Source organism: Streptococcus suis, assembly GCF_016743335.1.
GTDB lineage: Bacteria > Bacillota > Bacilli > Lactobacillales > Streptococcaceae > Streptococcus > Streptococcus suis_Y.
Genome location: NZ_WCJE01000035.1, coordinates 1 through 23601 on the forward strand (window position 1 = coordinate 1; position 23601 = coordinate 23601).

At 37.4% G+C, this 23601-nt stretch carries 16 protein-coding genes; 9 read left to right on the forward strand and 7 right to left on the reverse strand.

Annotated features, from left to right (window positions below; translation table 11 throughout):
- On the reverse strand, window positions 1-315 hold a 315-nt coding region (locus F9856_RS12380), incomplete at its 3' end, for a hypothetical protein (protein ID WP_328708154.1).
- A gap of 88 nt (window positions 316-403) precedes the next feature.
- On the opposite strand from F9856_RS12380, the gene F9856_RS12385 reads away from it, so the two are divergent.
- Window positions 404-994 (forward strand): MucBP domain-containing protein, encoded by a 591-nt coding sequence (locus F9856_RS12385; protein ID WP_328708153.1) that lies wholly within the window; start codon window positions 404-406, stop codon window positions 992-994.
- 790 nt (window positions 995-1784) lie between these two features.
- Here F9856_RS12385 and F9856_RS09335 read toward each other — a convergent pair.
- The 6 genes from F9856_RS09335 to F9856_RS09360 all read right to left on the reverse strand — a co-directional run bounded on the left by F9856_RS09335 (window position 1785) and on the right by F9856_RS09360 (window position 11881).
- Window positions 1785-4622: a glycosyltransferase gene (locus tag F9856_RS09335; RefSeq protein WP_202106424.1), complete on the reverse strand. Its 2838-nt coding sequence runs from the start codon at window positions 4620-4622 to the stop codon at window positions 1785-1787.
- A 388-nt stretch (window positions 4623-5010) separates the two neighbouring features.
- On the reverse strand, window positions 5011-6015 hold the full coding sequence (locus F9856_RS09340) for a sugar transferase (protein ID WP_202106425.1): 1005 nt from the start codon (window positions 6013-6015) through the stop codon (window positions 5011-5013).
- A 50-nt stretch (window positions 6016-6065) separates the two neighbouring features.
- The gene (locus F9856_RS09345; RefSeq protein WP_172048774.1) at window positions 6066-7355 is read right to left on the reverse strand and encodes a hypothetical protein; all 1290 of its coding nucleotides are present in this window, start codon (window positions 7353-7355) and stop codon (window positions 6066-6068) included.
- Complete coding sequence (locus F9856_RS09350) at window positions 7352-8875, reverse strand: glycosyltransferase (RefSeq protein ID WP_172048775.1); 1524 nt, start codon at window positions 8873-8875, stop codon at window positions 7352-7354. The genes F9856_RS09345 and F9856_RS09350 overlap by 4 nt, the downstream gene beginning before the upstream one ends.
- Window positions 8876-9138: 263 nt before the next feature.
- Entirely contained in the window at window positions 9139-11454 is a 2316-nt protein-coding gene (locus F9856_RS09355) for a glycosyltransferase (protein ID WP_328708152.1), read from the reverse strand.
- Window positions 11441-11881: a GT-D fold domain-containing glycosyltransferase gene (locus F9856_RS09360; RefSeq protein ID WP_079255247.1), complete on the reverse strand. Its 441-nt coding sequence runs from the start codon at window positions 11879-11881 to the stop codon at window positions 11441-11443. Before F9856_RS09360 ends, F9856_RS09355 begins: the two co-directional genes overlap by 14 nt.
- Before the next feature lie 388 nt (window positions 11882-12269).
- Between F9856_RS09360 and secY2 the strand changes: the two genes are divergently transcribed.
- The 8 genes from secY2 to F9856_RS09400 are packed head-to-tail and all read left to right on the forward strand — an operon-like array spanning window position 12270 to window position 23120.
- On the forward strand, window positions 12270-13499 hold the full coding sequence (gene secY2 / locus F9856_RS09365; protein WP_202106427.1) for an accessory Sec system protein translocase subunit SecY2: 1230 nt from the start codon (window positions 12270-12272) through the stop codon (window positions 13497-13499).
- Between the two features lie 8 nt (window positions 13500-13507).
- Window positions 13508-15046 carry an accessory Sec system protein Asp1 gene (gene asp1 / locus F9856_RS09370; protein ID WP_202106428.1) on the forward strand — a complete coding sequence of 513 codons (1539 nt, stop codon included), beginning with the start codon at window positions 13508-13510 and terminating at the stop codon, window positions 15044-15046.
- The gene (gene asp2, locus F9856_RS09375) at window positions 15046-16746 is read left to right on the forward strand and encodes an accessory Sec system protein Asp2 (protein ID WP_202106429.1); all 1701 of its coding nucleotides are present in this window, start codon (window positions 15046-15048) and stop codon (window positions 16744-16746) included. The genes asp1 and asp2 overlap by 1 nt, the downstream gene beginning before the upstream one ends.
- Window positions 16747-16751: 5 nt before the next feature.
- Window positions 16752-17708, forward strand: a complete 957-nt coding sequence (gene asp3 / locus F9856_RS09380; protein WP_202106430.1) for an accessory Sec system protein Asp3 — start codon at window positions 16752-16754, stop codon at window positions 17706-17708.
- A complete protein-coding gene (gene secA2 / locus F9856_RS09385; protein WP_202106431.1) occupies window positions 17705-20089 on the forward strand; it encodes an accessory Sec system translocase SecA2 in 2385 nt (794 codons plus the stop codon). The genes asp3 and secA2 overlap by 4 nt, the downstream gene beginning before the upstream one ends.
- 15 nt (window positions 20090-20104) lie before the next feature.
- Window positions 20105-21610, forward strand: a complete 1506-nt coding sequence (gene gtfA / locus F9856_RS09390) for an accessory Sec system glycosyltransferase GtfA (RefSeq protein ID WP_202106432.1) — start codon at window positions 20105-20107, stop codon at window positions 21608-21610.
- Window positions 21607-22932: an accessory Sec system glycosylation chaperone GtfB gene (gene gtfB / locus F9856_RS09395; protein WP_202106433.1), complete on the forward strand. Its 1326-nt coding sequence runs from the start codon at window positions 21607-21609 to the stop codon at window positions 22930-22932. The genes gtfA and gtfB overlap by 4 nt, the downstream gene beginning before the upstream one ends.
- An 8-nt stretch (window positions 22933-22940) precedes the next feature.
- On the forward strand, window positions 22941-23120 hold the full coding sequence (locus tag F9856_RS09400) for a hypothetical protein (RefSeq protein WP_202106434.1): 180 nt from the start codon (window positions 22941-22943) through the stop codon (window positions 23118-23120).
- Window positions 23121-23601 lie beyond the last annotated feature (481 nt).

The following is a 23601-nucleotide window of genomic DNA, read 5'->3' on the forward strand; positions in this document are numbered from 1 at the left end:
AGCTTCAACGTCAGCGTCTGAGTCAGCATCAACATCAGCGTCTGAGTCAGCCTCGACATCAGCGTCTGAATCAGCAAGCACATCAGCATCTGAATCAGCAAGCACATCAGCATCTGAGTCAGCATCAACATCAGCGTCTGAATCAGCCTCGACATCAGCATCTGAGTCAGCATCTGAATCAGCATCGACATCAGCGTCTGAATCAGCAAGCACATCAGCATCTGAATCAGCAAGCACCTCAGCATCTGAGTCAGCATCAACATCAGCGTTTGAATCGTTATCAGAGTCGGTAAGTATTTCCGAATCTGTATCCACATCCCTTTCAACATCAGAGTCGCTCTCAGCTTCAGAATCAGCAAGCGCATCAACGTCTGAATCCGAAGTTGCTAAGACAGGTTCGGTTATCGTAAACTATGTAGATACGAATGGAAAGCCTATCAAGCTCCCAGTCACAGATACAGAAAATGCTCCAGTGGGTACAAGTTATGATACAAGAGATAACAAGCCAGAGACTATTACAACCGAAGATGGCGTAACCTATGTTCTCGTACCATCTAGAACAATCGGAAACGAAACAGGAAGCGTTGTGGCAGGTAGAACTGAAATTACTTATGTTTACCAAGAAGTGAAATCGGGTTCAAGCACCGCAAGTACATCCGAATCAGTTTCAAGCTCTGAATCGGTAAGTAGTTCAGAATCAGTCTCAATATCTGAATCGGTAAGTAGTTCAGAATCAGTCTCAATATCTGAATCGGTATCAAGTTCAGAGTCAGTGTCAACAACTGAATCAGTTTCAACAAGTACGTCAACTTCAGAGTCTGGTTCACCAAGCACCTCTGCATCTAGATTGACCACTCTGTCTAGTCGAAGCAGTGAACGTTTACCAAATACTGGTGAGGCTACTTCATCAGCTAGCGCTTATGGTTCAGCGCTACTATTAGGAACTATTGCCTTGTTAGCTAAACGTCGTAAACGTGATGACAAGCAAGAGTAAGAGAGTCATGAAGATTCTTAAGTAGGGTGTAAAAAATAGCCATATGCTATGTTGATAACAAGCAAATAAAAATATTATGAGAGCATGTAAATAGAAAAAGGCTCCAGAGTCGACAGGACTTTGGAGCCTTTTTCAATATACCTTGTTATTGGGCGGTTACCTTCAAACCTAATGCGTTGGATACAACAAGACGTTTGAAGCTGGCGTTCGTTATTTGTTTACTTGTTTCATAATTCATAGGCTTATTGTATAGTGTTTTTATACTCAATGAAAATCGACTAGCTCCAAAGGTTTGGGGAACCTTTGGAGGTTGGAGATAGAGCGAACGTAGTTCGTTTCTACTTAGCAGATAGAACCCTGTTACTATTTTGTTTCAAGGTAACAGGCTGAAAGGCTCCACTGGAGCCTCAGAACGTAGACAAACTCCTAAAAATCCTAAAAAATAGAAAAAGTTTGCGAAAGATAACAAATCATTAAACTCTTAGAAATGTTGATATTTCGGTGTTTCTAAGAGTTTTTAATTTTCAACATTAAGAAAAAAGATTGAAGAAAATTGTCCAAAATGGACTTTTTCTTCAATCTGAGGCTCCACTGGAGCCTTTCACTCATCAAATCAAGTCAACAATGTCTGATTTTGATTTTTGAAGAGTATTAATTAGGAAAAGGACAGGTTTGAGTGACAGTGTCAGTAACCAGTTACCAAAATTGCTTTAGAATTCTCAATTTTATTAACATAGACATGTCCTGTATTGAATTCAATTAGCTATATCAGATTTGTTTCGCAGGGAACCTAATCTAAAAAGCTTAGTTTATTAACTATTCTTAAGTATTCGTTGCTATCGCATAGATGATTTACTTCAAATTCATGTTTGACTTTTGTCAACCAAATTTTGTAGTTGCGCAGGTGCTCCGTCACATCTTTATTTGCCAACAGTAGGTCAACGATCCGTTCTTCAAAACAACTCAACGGATTTACCAATTTAGGAATAGTAACCTGATTGCTTGTAGTAATACTTCCTTCTCTAATTCGATACATGTAGTAAGTATGATTCAATAACAACACTTTATCTGTTTTTAAATAGAGTTTATGCGCAATATACTCGTCTTCATGAATTATTCCTACAGGATAACGAATGTCTGAAAAGATTGATGCTTTAAATAATTTTGCCCAAGATACAACTGTCATTGGTTCCTTATTAAGTTTTCTTAAGACGTCATCTTGGCTAAAAAATTTTACCCTTTCAGTAGTTTCCGTACTATGGAATAAAAATTCCATAGTATCTTGCATGAATCTGTAGTAACTAGTCATCACGATGTCTATATTATATTTTTTTATCTGTACATAGCAATCGAAAATAAAATTCTGGTTAATGGCATCATCACTATCTACAAAAGTGACATAGTCACCTGTCATCTGGTCAAGACCTGTATTTCTGGCTGCAGACAGACCTGCATTTTTCTGATGAATCACTCGTATACGCTCATCTTTCTGAGCATACTCTTCACAGATTTTCCCCGAACGGTCGGTCGAACCATCATTGATAAGGAGGATTTCTAGGTTTGGGTATGTCTGGTTTACAATACTGTCTAGACAATATTCTAGGTACAGCTCCACATTATAAACAGGAACAATGACGCTGATCAATTCCTGTTTTTCCACACGATAGAGAAAATTATTCATGTGTACATAGCTCAGTCGTGCGGTTTCGTAGCCATATTTTTCAAGGAAATTGTTGTAAACGGAGACTTGCTGTTTCACCAACCAATCCTTGGTAAATAGCTTCCCGAAGACATGTTCCAAGTAGTCCTTGTTGTGGTAAGAGCTAGACAATAAGGTCATGATATCATTTGCATGTAACTCTCCTGTGGTCAGACCTGATTCATGAAAATAGAACAAGTTATCATTTTCATTATAGGTATAAAAATGCGTCAAGACCAGGTCACTGCTATACTGTTCTGCCGACGCAACTAAGGTTTCGATGCAATTGGCTTCAAGCGTTTGGTTATCATCCAAATAAAAGATGTACTTCCCAGATGCCTCATGAAGTGCCTGCTCCATACCCTCTTCTGGTATCGTGGAATGGATACACTTTACCCTGTTCTGCTCTATTCCTATACCAGACTCTGTTTCATTCGTGTGGTGGACTACTATAATTTCCAGCTGTTGGTATGTCTGCTGTAATGCACTCTCTAAACCAGCTTTATTTTCCCTATTGTAGGTGGGAATAATCAGTGATACTTGAGGTTGTTTGATTTTTCTAAAAGTATATTCAATGCTATTAACATATGAAATGCTACTTATTTCATATGTTTGCTTATTTACATTATTAAAAAAATGTAGAGGAGAACTTTCTAAAAATTTAGCTCGGAATACCTTTCCTACCCAGCCTTTTAGGTAGGCTTGTCTTTCATTAGAATGTTCATAAAGATGAAGAATATCTTCCGTTGTCAGATTATTCTTATTAGAAAGTGGGTCATGAAAATAATAAAGATTATCCTCTTCATTAAAAAGTACACTATCTGTTAAAACAATATCAGAGTTATTCGCTATAGCGTGCTTAATCAATTTCTTCAGATAGGCAGTTGATAACAAATCATATCTTCCAATAAAGGTAATATAAGTGCCATTAGCGTTTGACATGATTTTTTCTAGGATATCTTGCTCCCTAGGTGTCTTTATAATCTTTATATTCGGTATACCAATAAATAATCTATCATCAATATACACTTCATTTAATGTTGCGTCATTTTTATAGTCTAAAACAATCAACTCTATGTTCGTATAAATTTGATTAGCAACCGTTTGTAAATTTGATTCAAAATAGGAATCCATGCCATGGTATTCAATGATCACTGAAACCTTTGTTTCTAGCGTTACTTCACTATACTTCCGATAATAGTACATGTATTTTTTATCCGAAGATAGATTAAACCAAGGTTTTATCGGACCTTTATAGTGCCGAATGATTGCTTCACTACTATCTAAATTATAGATTTCTGGCAACAACTTTATTGAATTGTAGCATATTTCATTTATAATACATTGCTCAGCATGTTTATATAAGTTACTCTTCTGACTTGTCGCAAGATCTATAAATTGTTTAGTAAAATTAATTTTTCTCAGATAATCCAGATTCATTAATAAAACACCTGTGTTTACATAATTTATAATATCACTGGCATAGTTGCGTACATATTCAGGATCGTTATTATAAATCCATTCATCCCAAACACCAGCTATTGCAAAATCATGAATATCTTCATTCCATAAATCAATAATATTACCTTGTATCAGCATGTCCGCATCCAAATATAATACTTTTGAAATATTTTTAGGTAATAAATCTGGAATACTTCCTCTATAATACGTGTGTTCAGTAATATAATCATTCGTTTTCAAGCCTTTATATACGGAATTATCAACGTATATATAATTTATGGCGAGTTGACCGTATATATTTTCAAGTTCTTTAAGAGTAAAACAGTCAGACACATCTATTTCACTATGTAATATATAAACATTTAATTTGTATGATCCGATATTGTCCAATAATGATAATATAACCACCGATACATACTTATCATATTCTGAATTAACGTTAAATACAACGTTTATGTCTTTATTCACGTCTCTAAATCCTTTGTATTTTTCCCAATTTGTAAAATTGTTTATTGTCTTTTAGTTTTAAAATAGCATTCCAAATAAAATTCTGCCGTATCAAATCTCCTTAATTTGACATACTCCCCATATAGTGGACAGTAAAGAAATATAGATTTTCACTAGAAGTTATAGTTTGAGCCTTCACTTCAGCGATACTTTCGAACCTGCGTTCATCGATCTTGTCGTGGACCGAGGAATCATAGCTTTGTGATGGTAATGACAAAGCTATGATTCCAGTCTCAACTATATAAAATGCACCCCAAAAGTTTGACTGAAAAAAATATCATTTTTGGTTGGTATTGTTATGTAATTGAGAAAAAACTGACTGATGGTTATGTTCTATCAATACCTCTTACTATTTAGGCAGGAGAACCTGATGAATAGCATCAGTCAGTAGCTTTTGAGCAAAGTAGCCTTTTGTAATCAGTTCTCGGAAATTCCAGAGGGAGTCGAGAAGAGACCGGTATTCTTCCTCAGTGATAGTGGAAACGATGGCATTGGCTTCTTCCAGACTATCGACAAGGAACCCCAGCTTGTATTCGGAAATATAGTGGGCATTGGAGAGGCTACGCGGTGCAATGACAGGTAGACCTGCTGCGATGTAGGTGCTTAATTTATAGGAAACGTTGAGATTGTAGTATTCTGCATCTTCTCCCTGTGACCAGACCAGACCAAATCCACCGTTTTTATTTAATTCTTCTAGTAAACTCAAGCTGTATTTCCACCCTTTATAGGAAACGTTGTTGGGTTTGGTTGGGTAATATTCTGGCGCAAAGAGATTGAGCGGTGTTGCAAACTGCCAGTCATCAACAAAATGGAAGCGTTGAGGATTTCCAGTGAAGTTGACAACACGGTGAAAGGCAGGTTTTTCAAGCCAAATATCCGTTTTATGATCCCACATATTTTGCAAAAGAGTATTGGTGACCCGAAGACCGTGCTGGTAGAGCAAATCCAACATTTTTTGTGAGGGAGCGATAATCAAGTCAGCCATATTATACATCTCAATGGTCTTTTCCATCAGGTAGAAGTTGGAGCTGAACATGAGTGGTGGAATATCGTGGATAAAGATGACAATTTTTATGCCAGAATAAATTCTCAGACGTTTGAGGTATTCATGGTCAAAGTGGGTACCGTTCCAGCTAGGTGCTTGGAAGATGATAACATCGCCATTTCCTACAGCAGCGTTCATGCCATCAAATCGAATAGCCAGATTTTCAACGCTTTCACCATCTGCATTGAAGCTGTAAATTCCGATTTCCTTGATATCTAATTTTTTTGCAATATCTGCGACCATGTTTTGAGCCATGAGGGCAACACTCAGAGGTGATTGACCATAGAGGTTGGTGATATGAACTTTCATGATTATTTCCTTTACTTGGCTTGTTGAAGTAGTAGCTGATTGATAAACGACTACGATGTGAGTAAATGATTTAATTGCAGAGAAAGATGATTGATTTCACTTGCAAGTTTATAGTTATTTTGAATAGTCTGGTCATAAAAACCATCATCCATTAGAAAAGCTTGAATACTATAAATCATGTTATCAATATCATCAATGGCAAAGATATTTTCTTTATCAGTATACATCTTGTTTTTTATTGTCGAATCAAATCCTAGGATATAGCTATTATTGTAAAATGCTTTTTTTATTGCATGATAAACTTCATTGTGATAATTGACATCAAGGTAGATCGAACATGTTGAAATAATATGATCAATTGTCAATTCGCTAGCATTCTGATAAAGTGTAACATTATCGTATGCATCTAAATTTGTTAATAACTCACCCATAACTGTGGGGGCTGCTATATGGAAGTGGAAATTTGTTAATGTAGAAATAAAATGTTCTAGTTGTTCTGTATATTGAGAATTAGTAATGATGGCGACATGATTATTTCGCTCAGGTTTTTTGAGCACTATTTTTTCAGAAAAATGGAATACATTGCTGTTATTGTTGTTCTCGCACATTTCTTTATAAAGTTGTACATTGTCATACAAGATAATTCCTGAAAAGCCCATATCGAAAATATGGTCTATATATTGGGAATCCAACTTTTGCTCATAATCGATGTAGAAGAACTTCGTTTTACCTGACAATAATTCAATGTTTCTTTCATTATCCGTTAAAACGATATCTTTTGCATCTTCATCTATGTTGTTGTAGCAAAAGGTAAATACATCTCTTTCGGAATTAAAGGTTTTTATGCTGTTGTTTGTATGAAACAATATTTCTTTATTGAAGTTGTAGTTCTTTACTATCACCTCTCGCCCAAGATTATCATAGTAAGTAGCAGATACGGGTTCTTGATTGATATTATAATTCTCTCTAGCATAATGCTCACCAAAATAATTATAATAATCTCTAGCCAATACTTGTCCTTGGTTGGTAAGGTGCTCAATAGTTGAAACATATTTTAAATGATTTGGTTCAAAAAAAGTTACGTTAGCTTTCTTATTTCCCATATCAAAAATTTCACCATAGTGACCATTTAAGCTAATACTTTCAAAATTGGAAAGTTTAATATCTCCAAAGAAAAGTGGGCTTGTATCTTGGATAAATGTGAAATTTTTTAAAATAAATTTATAAGGGGTCATAAATTTACAGTCTTGAATATCAAAAGAATGATGTAGAATGTTTAATTCAGGATAGCTAGCAGTAAATTTTTCTGCTAGCTGCTGATTATCAAATAATCCTATCATGTTCCAACCTCCAATAGTTCTTTCCACTTATTCAATATGTTTGATTTTAAAAATCGATTAGCCACTTCATAGGAGCCTTCTTTTAGTGCGGAGAATTCTGGATTGGTCAGTAAATGAATAATGCTGTTTGACAAGTTCTTAATATTCTCTTCGTCACTATCTGAAAAAGGGACCAGAACACCATTTTTATCATCATTGATAAATTCTCTCGATCCATAAGGGACATCGAAGCCAATAATTGGTAAACCGAAAGAAACAGCTTCTAAAAATACTAAGCCAAAAGATTCTCCAACAGAAGCATTTACAAGTATGTCATATTCCTTATAAATCTCTTTATTGCTTGTATAGCCCTTAAATTGAATATAGTCTTCAGCTTGATGAGAATGGATGATTTCTGATAGGTAGTTATAATAGGCAGCGTAGTCAGGCACACCATAGATGTCTAAAGAAATATCTGCTACAGTTTTCCGTGCCTCAATAACTGCTTTTATTAACCAATCAATCCTTTTTCGTTGGGTTATTCTGGAAATAGACACTATTTGTTTTCCGTTTTCTCTCTGATTGGAGAATACTTTTTCTATATATCCAACTGGAATGACTTTTATAGCTATATCTGTTCGATGATGGTGGAGTTTGATATAGTGATGTAATTTTTCTGCCTGCTCGATAGTAGAAACAACAAAAGTGTCAATTCTATCTAAATTATTGAAATAATTGTAGTATTCATGGCTCAATCCCACTCCGTAATCAGCATCAACTAATCTCTCAAAATAATGTTCGGAATGGAGTACAGCAATTATTTTTGCGCCATTAGTAGATTTTAACAATGGTTGGCCGTATGAAGAATGTACGATACGGTCCAAGATGATAATATCCTTACTAGAAAGGCTTAAATTTTCAATGAACTCATTTACCAACTCTGCTTTGCTTAGTATCTTACCAGAAGGGAAAATATGGTATTCACCTTCTAAACGGTAAATTGTATCAAAAGCAACACTACCATCAAGGTTATAAAAGGTTCTTTTGTAGATTTCTGCGAAGAGGCCGTGTTCTTTTTGAATTGGACTATAATAATCTGTATAGAGTAGAGTATTAGAAAAGTGTTCGATTTTTAGGAGATAATTATGGTTGAACCACGAAATTTGAGTGACCTTATCCTTATAAAGATGACTAGTTTCAACAATAACTTTATACCCTTCTTTATAGAAGATTAGGTTATTGTTTTCTTTTGTCACACTATAATCGACGAGCTTTTCTTTCAAAATGACTTCCATATCAGTCAGATTTATAGTTGGGAGGGTATTGGTATTGTCAGTAAAAGAGCTATATACAGAAACTTGTCTTTCTTCAGGAATACCAATGCTGCTATAGAATTCAAGTTCGCGTCGAGTTGGCATCTCAGAAAATATATACTGATAGTCTATGCCTAATTCTGTAAGTAATTGTGCTCTTTTTCCTTGGGCATGGTCGACACCTGTAAAATTAAACCCAACCAAAAGATTAAAAATATACACTGTCATAAGATTATTTCCTTAAATCAATTTTTGGTATTGTTACAAATACTGAGTATGTTTAGTTATGTGAAGTAGACGACTTTTTGTATCATTCCATATCAAAATTTTGAAATATTCTATACAAATGAATAGTAAGGTTGATGATAGTTTCCCATCTACCTTATTATCAACAATCATGTGAGAAAAGACTAATACTAAGGCTGTACAGGTGTTTGATTATTTTGTGTGTGATGTATGTAGTGTAAAAAGTCAATAGATCCTGGAAGTACTTATTTCCAATTAGAATAAGTGCCTAATCTTTTTTGTATAAATTCATATACAGCACTGTTTTGTCTATGGTTATTTTCTAGATAGGCTTTGTAGTTGTTTAGGTAAAACAGATAGTGCTCTCTCAGATGTGTCATATCTTTGTTAAGTAAGCAGAAATCTATTATTTTCTCTTCCAAGCCTCTGATATTATCCATTATTCGTTTATCAGATAACTGAGTATTGGTTATGCTGTTTTCCCGTACCCTATACACATATAGGTAGTCGTTGACAAAAACAATTTTATTGCTTTTAAAAAATAGTTTGTGCGTTGTGTATTGGTCTTCATGTAAAACTCCAAGAGGGTATCTAATTTTTTTACATGGATTACTATCATTGAATAGGCTTGTTCTGTATAGTTTTGCCCAAGCAGTTACAAAAATACTTAAAAAATACTTATGATGTCTTTCTAGACATTGGTCCCCAGTTAAAAACTCTATTTTGTTGCCATTGTTGAGATGATTATGAAATAAAAATTGTGACGTATTCTCTTCAAATTCTATAAATTTACCAATTGAAATATCGGTCTTGCAAGTACAAGCGTATGTATAGAGGGTGTGAATACAATTGTTTTCAAGATAATCATCACTATCAACAAAGGTTACAAACTGACCAGTCATTAGGTCGAGACCTTTATTGCGAGCATCAGACAGTCCTCCATTTTCTTGATGAATGACCTTTATTCGACCATCTTTTGCTGCATAGTCATCACAAATCTTGCCTGAGCCATCTGTTGAACCATCGTTAACGAGGATGATTTCAAGGTTTTTATAGGTTTGATGGATAATACTATCTAGACACTGTGATAAATACTTTTCAACATTGTAGACGGGCACTATAACGCTTACCAGTTCTTCTTTGATTTTCTTATAGACATAAAGATTTTCCTTCACATATGAAATCTTATCGGTATTGTAAGTTTCTGGTGTGAAATCTTGAGTTAGATTGATATGATTTTCCTTTACATAGCTTGTTTTGAATAGCTTAGCATAGTTGTTCGTTAAATAGTTTTGATGTCTAGGAGAATCTTGGAATTTCGTTTTGACCGTTTCTGCTCTTAGGATTTCTTCATCAAATAGCTTGTTGTAGAAATAGTAGTTACCATCATTTTCATCAAAAATACAATTTTCCATTAACACAATCTCTGATTGGTATTTTTCAGCACTGTCTATGGCTTTTTCTAATAATCTATCATCCAGGTCATCGATATGATTGAGGCTGAGCAGGTATTGCCCCTCGACTAGCTTGAGTAGGTCTTGTTCTAGCTTAGTTTCGGAGTCTATCTTTAGGATGACTATATTTTCCGCATCAAGTAAGGATTTGGAGCGAATATCCTCCATTTGAATAGTCATCTCAGGGTCGTAATTTAGTAAGATAAGTTGGATATTCTTGTAACTCTGCTTACAAATTTTTTCGATAGTTGTCAGACTTGTTTCATTGTAAACTGGTAGTAGCAGGCTTACTTTTGTTTGTTGAATCTGTTTCATATGGGTTACGAATTCGCTTTTCCAGAGTTCTAGGTATTTAGATATTTTCTTATTTTGATAATTTTTAGGGATCCAAGGCTTAGCAATCTGTGAATTGTAATGAATTACCTTTATCTCATCAAGACTTAACAAGTCTTTTTCCATTGCTTCAACTGTGTAGTTATAAGCTAGGGGAAGATCTGCTATTTTTCCTTTCAAAGCAACATTGATGACGTCTTGGTCTTGAAATAGAATGATGTCTTTTAGTCGCTCTGTTTCCGTAAATAAATGATGAGTAATCTTATCTTGGCGCATTTTTTGCAAGTTGCAGACCAAGACCCCTGCATTGATAAAGAGTTCATCTAAATCAAATCCCAATTTTAATTTATGGTCAGGAAAACGGTTGATTATGTCAATTTCGTTGACACCTGCCAAATAGTGCTGACTGAGGTCAATATCCCACAGTTCTTTAACATCACATCGAATCAAGAGGTCGCTATCCAAGTAGATGACTTTATCACAATCTACGAGAATTTCTGGCAATAAATAACGGTAATAAGTTTCGATGGTAATGCCATCTAGTGTTAGCGGTAAATTGGAAAATAAATCTCTATCAATCGTGACAAAATGAATGTTTACAGATTCAGTCTCCAATGTTCTTAGCCTATCTTTTGACTTGTCGGATAAATCAGTATGGAGTACAAATATATCCAGATTAGTTGTGTATTTCTTTATCATGGAAATAGTAAAAAATACATAGTGACAATGCTTGTCGTTAATACAAAAGGAAATATTTATTTTACTCATTTTCATCTAATCCTTTCCAAATCTGCTTTAAGTTTTGAAAATAGGTAGCAGATAAACTTTTATCGGCTAGGTCCATATAGGGACGGGAGATAAAGGTACTTCCATACCAAGGAGCTTTACAAATCTGGCGGTAGTAGTCTTGGTAGTGCTGTAAGTGCCCTTCCCAAAAATGATTACAGGCGTCTGTATAGCGTTCTCTGTTTTCGAAAACATCTGATAAACAGACCATGAAGTGCTGGTTGCTTTCAAGTCCCAGTATCTCTTTTAATTCGCTGGCTAGCTGAGGGTCATAGTCTTGGTAAGGAATGCTGTGACCTGCAATAATGTCCATCTCTCCATCGCCAAATCGTGCGACAGAGCAGGAGTGTTCCAAAATATAATCTAGGCTTTGAGAAATAGGTTTTACTCGGATAGGGATAGTTGGTGTATTCATAGGAAATTGCTTGTTTCTTTCTGATTAGGAGGTTCTTATTCACTAAATAGTTCCAATTTGTTCAAAACACGTAGGTATTCTAAGCTGTCGCTACACTGATTGACTTCCATTTCATATTTGGTGTTTTGGAGTACGTCACGGAGTTTTTGACATTATAGACAGGGACAATAATACTGATTAATGGGGTATTCAAAATTTTCTCCTTATTGTATAGGTATCTAGACTATTTTATCATATTGGTACTGTTTGTGCACCTTTTTACAAATATTTCTACTGGTAATAATCTATAGATATATTAGCAAAAAGTGAGGGTGAGTATTGCTGTTTTACTTCATATGAAAATTGTGCTAAAATCGAGTAATATAGAAACCTTTTGAAGGACAAAATAATGAAGAGATTTTTTTTAAGACACCCAATCACCAATCGGGTCGCAGTGACTTTTTTGATTATTCTAATACTGCTAGCTGGACGTTATATCCCGGTTCCGTTAGTTGAACTAGAACCCCACCTATCTGATATAAACCTAAGTAGTCTTCCTTGGTATCAAATTCCGTCCAGTAGCTTGACCGTGTTTTCAATCTTTGCACTGGGGCTAGGTCCGTGGATGTATGCGACGATATTGATTTCTTTATTTTCCATTGGAAGTAAGCAGGTTGCAGTTTCGCCACGAGTCGGCGAATTGAGAAAGAATAGCTTAATGTTTGTGTTGGCTCTGATACAGGGATTGGGCGTAGCGATTACCTTAAACTATGGAGAATCTGTTAAGGCCTCCATTATAGATGACATTTTTTTGGTGAGCCTAGTCATGATTGCGGGGGCCTATGTTGTTAGTTGGTTCGCGAATATGAATACCGCATATGGACTAGGAGGAACCTCCCTGATCATCCTGATTAACATTATTGTTAGTCAATTTACGACATTTCCGTTGTTTTTTAAATTGTTTCAAAGTGGTCTAGCCTTAGTTGGCTTTTTGTTATTAGGGTGGATTGTTTTCTCTCTTTACTTGAGTGTTGTCTTGGATCAAGCAGAATATCGAATTCCGATCCAACGAATCGCTATCAAAAGCGATTTGATGAAAGAAGCCTATATGCCAATCAAGCTAAATATTGCAGGGGGTATGCCATTTATGTATGCCTATACTTTGTTGGGCTTTCCTCAATATATCTTTCTACTCTTGTCCTTCTTGTTTCCTAAATACGGTCCCTTCTTTCAAGTGCTGGGAAGTTATTTTGTGCTGACAAGGTGGGAAGGAATTGTATTTTTCCTTGCCATATTGACGCTTTTGACAGTTGCATTTTCCTTTACAACAATAAACCCAACTGACAAATCAAAGGAGATGCGGAAGTCAGGTGACTATATTCCTTTTGTAAGACCAGGACAACCGACCAAGGATTACCTAACAGCCATTGTTCTCAGAATTGCTACGATTAATGCGATTTTCCTAATGTGTATGGCTGGCATTCCGATGTTGGCTAGTCTTGGGAATCCAGATATTCAGCCGATTGCAGGTCTTCCAGGGATTATCATGATGGTGGTTGGTATTGTACTGACAACCATCAAAGAAGTGAGAGTAGCGAGATTGAAGAAGCGATATAGTTCGTTATTCACAATTGAGTAGGAGAAAGTATGAAGCATTATTTTATTCCGTCATGGTACCCAGAACATCGGACTTGGTATGATAATACTAATAACTGGTATAACATGTGGGCAACGGCACGTTTTGATGATACGATCAATCAACTCAGGATGTTTGAAACTGCAGGTGAGGAGAATCAATTATTGGTTCTTAATTATATGCCGAATTTACGTTACTACAAACACCGTTATGATCTATTTGAAGTTGATACCTGGTCTGTATTTGATCAGTTGCAAGGAATAGGAGATTTCCAAGGTTCGGTGATTGATTATCTGGATTTCGATTGGCCAAAGGGAATCGAATTTGTAAACAGCCCTTTCTTGGTCATGGCGTTCTTAAACGGAGAACGGTATGCCCAAATCGAATTTGGCGAATCTGGTCAGGTTATCTGGTTCGATTTCTTTCAGCAAGGTTCCCTAATCAAGAAACTAGTATTTGATGACCGTGGATTTATTTCTAGTATCGTATATTATGAAAACGGTCAGTCTTTACATCAAGACTATCTGGGATTAGATGGGCAGTGGAGGGTGCGAGAATATTTTGATAACGGTCGTGTAGAAGTAAATCAACATCTGGCTAAATCGATTTCTGAACAGCAAATATATGAAAATATGGAAGAGCTAGTTCAGGAAAGATTGAGTTATTACTTAAAAAGCGACATTGAGCCTGCCACCATCTTTTTAACAGCGTCTCCCAAACATCATGACTTGGTGATGCAGTCTAAGGGGAAACAAAAAGTTGTCTTGTCGTTCTTTAGAGAACGCTACCCTCTGGATACTATTGCCCAAAATATCTCAATGTTAGCGACGGCAAATCTGGTGATTACGGATAGCAAAAAAACAGCTGATTTACTATCATCCTATGATCTCGTTCCAGTTCAACACCAGTCCTTATTTGATACTCGATTGGCACTAGGTAAGAGCCAGAGATTGCAGGAACTCTATATTTATTTCTTAATAGATGGTCTTTCGGTTGAAAGTCTGACAAGCTATCTAGAATTTATTTTTAATGCGATGGAACAGAACGAAGATATCTATTTGTCGCTCGTTTCTTATCAGACGAATCACCAACAAGTTGATGCATTAAAACAGACGATTGATGAACTATTGGATGCCCGTCCAGAACCATATCTATTCTTGGAAAAAGAAAATACACGGATGTTTGAATTTGGTGATAAGGAGACACACGATAGTCGTGTCAGTTTGTCTTTTTACCACAGTGAAAACGAGATTATTCAGTCATTAGAAAGTATTCGCTTAATTATTGATTTAGCAGATGAACCTGATTTGTATACCCAAATAGCAGGTATTAGTTCAGGGATTCCTCAGATCAACCGAATAGAATCTGAATTTGTTGAGCATTTGAAAAATGGCTTTATTTTATCAAAAGAAAGTGACTTAGAAGAAGCGATAGACTATTATTTATCTGGACTAGCCAATTGGAATAAGTCTCTCATTCACTCTGTTCAGAAAATTTCAGAATACACAAGTGGCGTCCTCGTAGAAAAAGTGAAAGAAAAAATAAATTAATGGCAAAAAAAATACCTATTTTACAGATTGGTGGACAGAATTGGCAGACTGAACAAAGTCTGTCAGACAAGTTGGAATGGCACTATTATTCTTTTGAACGTATAGAGGAATTGCTATCAGAACTTGACCAGATTCAGTCTGAACAAATCCAGTTAAAAACATTACGGCAGGAAAAAGAAGAAGTCCTGACGACCTTGTTTGATGAAGAGCTAGATGAACAAGCAAAAGTAGAACTAGAGGAATTCTTGAGAACGAGTAAATCCTTTAAGGAACTGGAAAAAGAAATCAAACGTCTGCAGAAAAAAATCGATACTAGTTTAAAATTTTCTGCCCTAGTTCTATCAGACGATACCTATCCAGAAAGTATCATGCCGATTTTGGACTTGTTTAAGGTGTATGAAATATTCTATCCTCAAGGTTCGCATGCAACAGGCTGGTTACAAGAAGAGCTAAGAAAACGGATGGCTCAATCCTATGATGCGACTAAGAAGTCAGAATTTGCCCATACCTTATCCCAAGGTCTATTTGTGGGTCAGTATGGAGCAAAAGTCCATATAGATGACTTAGAGGTCTCTCCAAATTTTGCAGGGACTATAGAAATGAAAGGGCGGAAAAAGTTGATTTTGGAAGGTGAGTTTGAGTCCGACTATCGACAGATAGCCTTCTTTCGTTTTAATGTTCAATATAATGCCAATCAATTCTTAAACTTGTTTTTAGAACATGAAACATCATCCGAATGTTCCCTTCAGATGTCAGTCCGATTGATTCCTGATGGAGCTACAGATCACATTGTGAAGGAATGGAAAATTGAAGGGGAGGAACTAAGAAATCAAGTTGTGATTGATGCTGAAATAAGTGGCTACTTGTTTATCTCCATTTTGGCAAAAGGGAGTGGACGAGTAGAGATAGGAGACCTTCATTACCGCTTTTCTAGAAATGGGCTTGGGGAGTTTATCTTAGGAGGTGAGCGTATTGTAGATGAGAATCTACAAGAAGTTTTCACTTATTTCGAACCTGCTGACTTTAAACCGCCTCTTTGCGTCTACTTCTCGGGTTTCCGTACTGCGGAAGGTTTTGAGGGGTTCTGGATGATGAAAAGTATGAAAACTCCTTTTATGCTCATCTGTGATCCGAGATTAGATGGTGGAGCTTTCTATTTAGGAAGTAAGGAGTTAGAAGATAAAATCCAACAGAAAATACAAGATAAATTGGACTTTTTAGGATTTGATTCCAGTCAACTAATTCTTTCAGGAATGTCTATGGGAACTTTCGGGGCTTCCTACTATGGTGCCAAACTGAAGCCACATGGCATTGTTGTTAGCAAACCCCTTCTAAGTCTAGGCGATATGGCTCTTGCAGAACACTTAAATAGACCAGGTGGCTTCCCGACCTCCCTTGATTTGTTACATTCGAACTATCATTCAATGGATACTGAAGCTGCTGAGAAATTAAATAATCGCTTTTGGGATTTGATGGAGCCAAACGTTTATGAATCGACCAAATTTGCAGTCGCCTATATGAAAGAAGATGATTACGATTCAACAGCCTTTGAAAAATTAGTTCGTACGAGTAGAGAGACCGGGGCACGGATTCTAGGAAGAGGCTATTCAGGTCGTCACTTGGATGGAAGCGATGTGACATCGAGCTGGTTCATAAAACAGTACCGCGATATGCTCAAAAAAGATTTTAATAGGGAGTAAAAAGTGTGCGAGTAGTAATAAAATGGAAGCATTTTGCTCAAGAAATGTATTCCCATGGTAGCAAAGTGGATTTTCAGAAACAGATTATTTCCTTTGACAACCCCTTGATGCCACCAAGTTTCGAAATCAAGCGATGGTATTCTAGAACGAATTTTCAGGCTAAACGCCAAACCCCAACACTGCCCATTCTGAACAGAGGGGAGAAGTATCGGCTGATTGTAAATGCTGAATCTTATCCGGAAAACAGTTTTTATATTCGTGTCGTATTTTTTAATCGTTTTGGGAAGCAAGTAGGCTTTAAAATCTTGAAAACCAAGGATGCAACGTTTACCTATCCCAAAGATGCTTATTCGTATGATATTGCCTTATTGAATGCGGGATGTGAGAAGTTGGAGTTTCAATCCATGGTGTTAAAATCGATAGATGATACGGCAGACTTGTTCACTCTATCAGCTGAAAAACAAAATCCTAGTTCTGAAGCTAAAGTGAATCTTGTTTTCGTTGAAGAATCAGACGATTTAATCTATGAGAAGTCCATGTTTTCCGAAGTAATAAACAGATTGGGCGATGTTGTTTTTATCGCGGACACAGGTGGAGAATTATCCATGCTGAATCAAGAAACAGAAAAGTTTATTCTTGATTTGATTCATAACCAAGGTGAGGATGGGGTAAACTTCTTTTCTTATGGACCAAAAGGGAATTTTGCGACGCGCTACTATTGTGAAAAACTGAAGCAAGGTCAAGTGTTTTCAGGTCAAGAGTTTTACGATGCCTCTACTTATCATACTCTCCTGAGCCATCAGGGAATGAGCGTAAACCATGTTGAGGAACTGATAAAAATGGATACGAGAGAACATTTGAATCAACTTCCAAACCGTGATTTAGCAATCGTTTCTTCCTTGGTTCATCCCCTGCGTCTGCTTGTCCAACAATTTTTAGAGAAGGATGGTCGTAAAAAATGAAGAGACTGAAACAGTTTTTCTCCATGGATTATTATCGCTTAAAACGATTGGATAAAATCTTCACTGAGATTGATAGCTTGAAAGAGAAGATGGCTCGTTTGACAGATGATGAGATGCGAGAAAAAACACAGGAATTTAAGGACAGACTGGCAGCTGGTTCCACGCTCGACGATCTTCTAGTAGAGGCCTATGCATTGGTCAGGGAAGCAGATAAGCGCGTGTTGGGAATGTTTCCGTACAAGGTCCAAGTGATGGGAGCGATTGTTCTCCACGAAGGAAATATTGCTGAGATGAAGACCGGTGAAGGAAAAACATTGACAGCTACGATGCCTCTTTACCTCAATGCCCTCGAAGGAAAAGGTGCGATGCTAATAACCACCAGCGGATATTTAGCACAGCGAGATGCTGAAGAAATGGGTGAAGTCTACAAATTTTTAGGACTAACAGTTTCTTGTGGAGTTGGAGAAGTAGACGGAAAAGATAAAGCAATTTCTCTGGATAAAAAAGCTATCTATCACGCAGACATTACCTATACAACCAACAATGCTCTTGGTTTTGATTATCTTTTTGAAAATTTAGCAACAAGCAAGGGTGGAAAATATTTACGTCCCTTTCATTATGCTATCATTGATGAAGCGGATGCTGTCTTATTAGATACTGCGCAAACCCCACTGATTGTCTCAGGCTCTCCCCGTGTACAGTCAAACCTCTATGCCATTGCAGACCAGTTCATTGTCAGTCTAAAAGAGGGAGAAGGATACTACTACAACCGAGAAAATGGTGAAGTGTGGCTGACACAAGCAGGCATTGATGAAGCCGAGCGTTATTTTAATGCTCAGGAATTTTTTGACATCGACCATGCAGAATTAGTGCGCCATGTTGTTTTAGCCTTACAAGCCCATAAATGTTTCACATTAGGGAAAAACTATGTCGTTCAAGACAACAAGGTTCAATTATTGGATAAGACAGACGGTCGTGTTCTGTCAGGGACCCGACTCCAAGGTGGCGTCCATCAGGCTATCGAACAGAAAGAGGGTGTTAAGATAACTCCGGAAATGCGTTCGATTGCTTCAGTCACCTATCAAAATTTATTCTTAATGTTCAATAAACTTTCTGGTATGACAGGGACTGGTAAAACAGCTGAGTCAGAATTTATAGAGACCTATAATATGGAAGTTGTTCAAATTCCAACCAACAAACCAGTTATCCGTAAGGATTATCCTGATAAGATTTACACGACCATGCCGGAAAAAATTCAAGCTTCTTTGGACCTGGTGAAAAAAATCCATGCAACAGGACAACCCATTCTTCTGGTGACTGGTTCGGTCAATATGTCTGAACTCTACTCAGAGCTTCTCTTGTTAGAAGGGATTCCCCACAGCCTTCTCAATGCCTATAATGCCGCTAAAGAAGCACAAATAATTGCTGAGGCAGGACAGTTTGGAACGGTTACTATTGCGACCAATATGGCTGGTAGAGGAACAGACATCAAACTCGGTCCAGGTGTAAAAGAATTGGGTGGTCTAGCTGTTATCGGAACGGAACGGATGAAGAGTCAACGGATGGACTTACAAATGCGAGGACGTTCAGGGCGACAGGGAGATCCAGGATTTAGCCAATTTTTTGCCTGCCTAGAGGATGACCTCCTGATTGAAAATGGTGGAAGGTGGATTCAGACTTATTTTGAAAACAATAAAGATAAGATTGACCCAACGAAGCCTGAGGAATTGACCGGTAGACGATTTAAAAAAGCCTTGCGACATGCACAAGAAGCGAGTGATGGCTCTGGTCGCTCGTCTCGAAGTCTGACCTTACAGTTTGATGAAAGTGTCAAATTGCAACGCGATTACATCTATAAAGAAAGAAATGCCATTATCGAAGGAACAAGCAAAGCGCTCGATATTCTACAATTTGCAAAAGAAGATATCGCGCACTATCTTGAAAAACATCCTGTCTTGGATGCCCATGATTTGGAGCGCTATATCTTGGACCACATCACCTATGATTTTCACAGTTTTCCAGAACACTTAGAATTACAAAATCATAGCCAAGTTCAAGCCTTTTTGCTGAATATTATAAAACAAGAAGTTGACCGTAAGAAAGAATTTTTATCAAAAGACTACTCACAATTCGAACGAATCGCTGTTTTGAAAGCTATTGATGAATGTTGGGTAGAAGAAGTGGATTATCTACAACAACTCCGCGTCATTGCTGGAGCGAGACAAGCAGCGCAACGCAACCCAGTATTTGAATACCACCAAGAAGCCTATAAAGGCTATCAAAAAATGAAAGCAGAAATAAGGCGAAATATCTTACAGAATATCCTTTTAAGCGATGTGTCTTATACAGATAAGGGAAAGATGCAAGTGTATTTTGCTTAGGAAGAAGAGGAAAACATGACCATCTACAATATCAATCTTGGGATAGGTTGGGCCAGTAGTGGTGTTGAGTACGCTCAAGCCTATCGTGCTCAATTATTACGCCGAAAAGGAATCGAAACCAAGTTTATCTTTACAGATTTTTTCGGACAAGATAATATATCAGACATGACACGAAATATCGGTTTTAAAGATGAAGAAATCATCTGGCTCTATACTTTCTTTACAGATCAAAAGGTGGCACCAACAAGCTACACCCTTGACCAATTGAGACAAGATGTTGCAGGAACGATAACGCGAGAAGAACGTGATGGAAAGATTGTTCGCTTCTTCTATGAAGAGCAGAATTTCTTTTTGACAGCCTATCTTTGTCAGGAAGACAAAGATATTGTTCATCGTGTTGAATATGTTTCGAGTGGGAATCTGATTCGCAAGGATTTCTTTACCTACATGAGAAGTTTTAGTGAGTACTATACCCCACGCGATAATAAGGCCCACCTTTACCTCAGACGCTACTTTAATGAAGATGGCTCTGTTGCATATGAAGAAGTAATTGACGGGGATAAAAGTATTTACCGTATGCCAGATGCCGTCATATCTTCCAAGGAAGAGTGGATTGCTTACTTCATGAAAAAATTACATTTGACTAGCCAAGATATCGTCATCTTGGACCGAGCTACAGGAACTGGACAAGCAGTCTTTGCCAATAAAGGTCCTGCTCGTTTAGGTGTCGTCATCCACGCGGAACATTACAGTCTCAATCAAGTTACCGACCAGACGATTCTCTGGAATAACTATTATGACTACCAATTTGTTCATGCTGATTGTGTTGACTTCTTTATCACCTCGACCAAACGACAAAAAGAGGTCCTAGAGGAGCAGTTTAAAAAATATGTTGGCAAGGTTCCTCGAATCGTGGACATACCAGTTGGAAGTATTGATTATGTCAGACGTGCAGAAAAGAGAAGACCTTACTCCATTATCACCGCTTCACGTCTAGCAACAGAAAAACATGTGGACTGGCTGACCAAGGCTGTGGTTGCTGCCAAAAAAGACCTGCCAGAACTCACTTTTGATATCTATGGTAGCGGGGGTGAGCATGCTAAAATTGAGGCTATTATCAAGGAACATCAGGCAGAAGACTATATTCACCTGAAAGGGCATCACGATTTGACTGAGGTTTATCAAGATTACGAACTCTACCTGACTGCTTCAAAAAGTGAGGGCTTTGGCTTGACTTTGTTGGAAGCTATCGGTGCAGGCTTGCCGCTTATCGGCTTTGATGCTCCATACGGCAATCAGACCTTTATTCAAGAAGGTAAGAACGGTTATCTTTTGCCTTTCCCTACAGTAGAGGATGAGCAGGAGATTGTCGCACACTATCGTCAAGCGATTCGTGTCTTCTTTAGTCGTGAAGATCGTCATGAAATGCAGGAAGCTTCTTACCAAGTGGCATCTGCATTCTTAACCCATGAAATCGAGAAAAAATGGGTAGAATTAGTAGAGGAGATGGTAGGAAGATGATCCATTTATTTGATACGTATCAACAGTCGAGTTGGGATTTGCATTATTCCTTACTTTGTTCAGGCTATTATAATCCGACGATTGTGTTACATGATGATGGTTTTTTGCCTCATGATGTGACATCGCCTTATCGTTTTTTTACAGATTATGATGCGGTAAAAGGTCAGGCTTTGTATTTCAATCAGGTAAAAACACCAGCTTTCTGGGAAATCCGTGGAGACGGTAGTCAGGCGGCAATCTATGATTATGCGACCAAGCGTGCGCAGATTCATTACGCTCAGCCAAGCCATAAGCGACTTGTCAAGGCTGTGGATTGGTATGATGAAACAGGGAAAATCGTCGTGACCGATCGCTACAATGACAAGGGAATGCGATTTGCACAAACCAGTTATGATAGACAAGGACAGGCTATGCAGACCAGTTACTATAAGGCGGATGGTCAGGAAGTCTTAGTTGAAAATCACGGTACGGGTGATTGGATTTTGAACTATCAGAACCAAGTCCATTTCTTCAAAAACAAACATGCTTTTTATACGTATTACCTGAAGACAGCTGGATTCAATCTAGACCGAATCTTTTATAACCATTTAGGTCAGCCCTTCTTGACAGCTTTTTATTTGGATGAAGATGGTGAAGACATTCTCTTTTGGCAAGAACCGATTCGCGATAGTATTCCAGGAAATATGCTCCTTTTGCTCAATAAGCAGAGCAGAAGACCGACCAAGGTTGTGGTACAAGATAAGGAAGCCTATGACAATCTGATGGCACTGGCAAGTCCAGAACAACAGAAAAATATTGCCTATCTTGGCTTCTTGTATCCGTTTAAAGAACAAACTGAGTTTAAACCAGAAGCTCTTATCCTGACCAATTCTGATCAAATCGAACAGTTAGAACATCTGGTCACGAGTCTACCGCAACTGCATTTTCATATCGGAGCGATTACAGAGATGTCTAGTCACTTGATGGCTGTTGGCAATCATGAAAATGTGACCCTCTATCCAAATATCGCCATGGATTTGGTGCATCAATTGTATCAGCAGACTAGTCTTTACTTGGATATCAATCATGGTAGCGAAATTTTATCAGCAGTTCGGACAGCTTTTGAGCACCGTTTGCTTATTTTAGGTTTCGCAGAAACCCTTCATGCGTCAACCTACGTTGCGCGTGAAAATCGCTATGCTTCTTCGCAAGTTGAGGTCATGATTGCCAAGATCAAATCCTTGTTGGCAGGACAGAGTGATGAACAAAGTCGCCTTCTATCCTGTCAGGAAAAAGAAGCCAACTTGACCACAGTTGCTGACTATCAGCGCGTGATAAACTAGGAGGGACTATGAAACACGAGCATCCATTGAAAGAAAGCATCGAACAGCGACTCGAAGAAGAACGCTATGTTATTCCGAAAAAAAGGAAGGAAAAGAAAAGGTTTAATTTTCAGCTAATTGTCACCATTTCGATTCTCATCAGTCTCGGCTTGATTGTCTTGCAAATTATTCAATTCTTTTTTAAATAGGAGGTAGTGGGAAAGATATCCATGACGGCTCCGCCCTCACCCACAGAATAAAAATAAGGATGAAAAGTCTCTTTTTGTGCAGGCTGAATACAAAAATCCCTAGTATTACATCGAAAAAATACTTGGGAGTAGACAGAATATATGTACTGCCGAATGTTAACTTAATGACATTGGCAATTGCGACTCTTTTTAGTTTATTATGATTACCCAACGAATTTATACTCAATGAAAATCAAACAACGAGGCTGGGCAAAAATTAGCCAATAACTAAAAAACACAGATAGATTGAGCTGTTTCTGATGAAATCCAGCCGAACTATTTGTGTTTTTCCAATCAATAGTTGGTAGAAACCGTCTTTAGTCGTCGCGTGACAAGTTTATCTTGATAAGCTCTATAGAGGGATTCAACAGTTACAAATTCTCCATTCGCAGCGGAAGTTAACTGTTCACTCAAAAAAGATTGTTCTTCTTCGACTGTCATA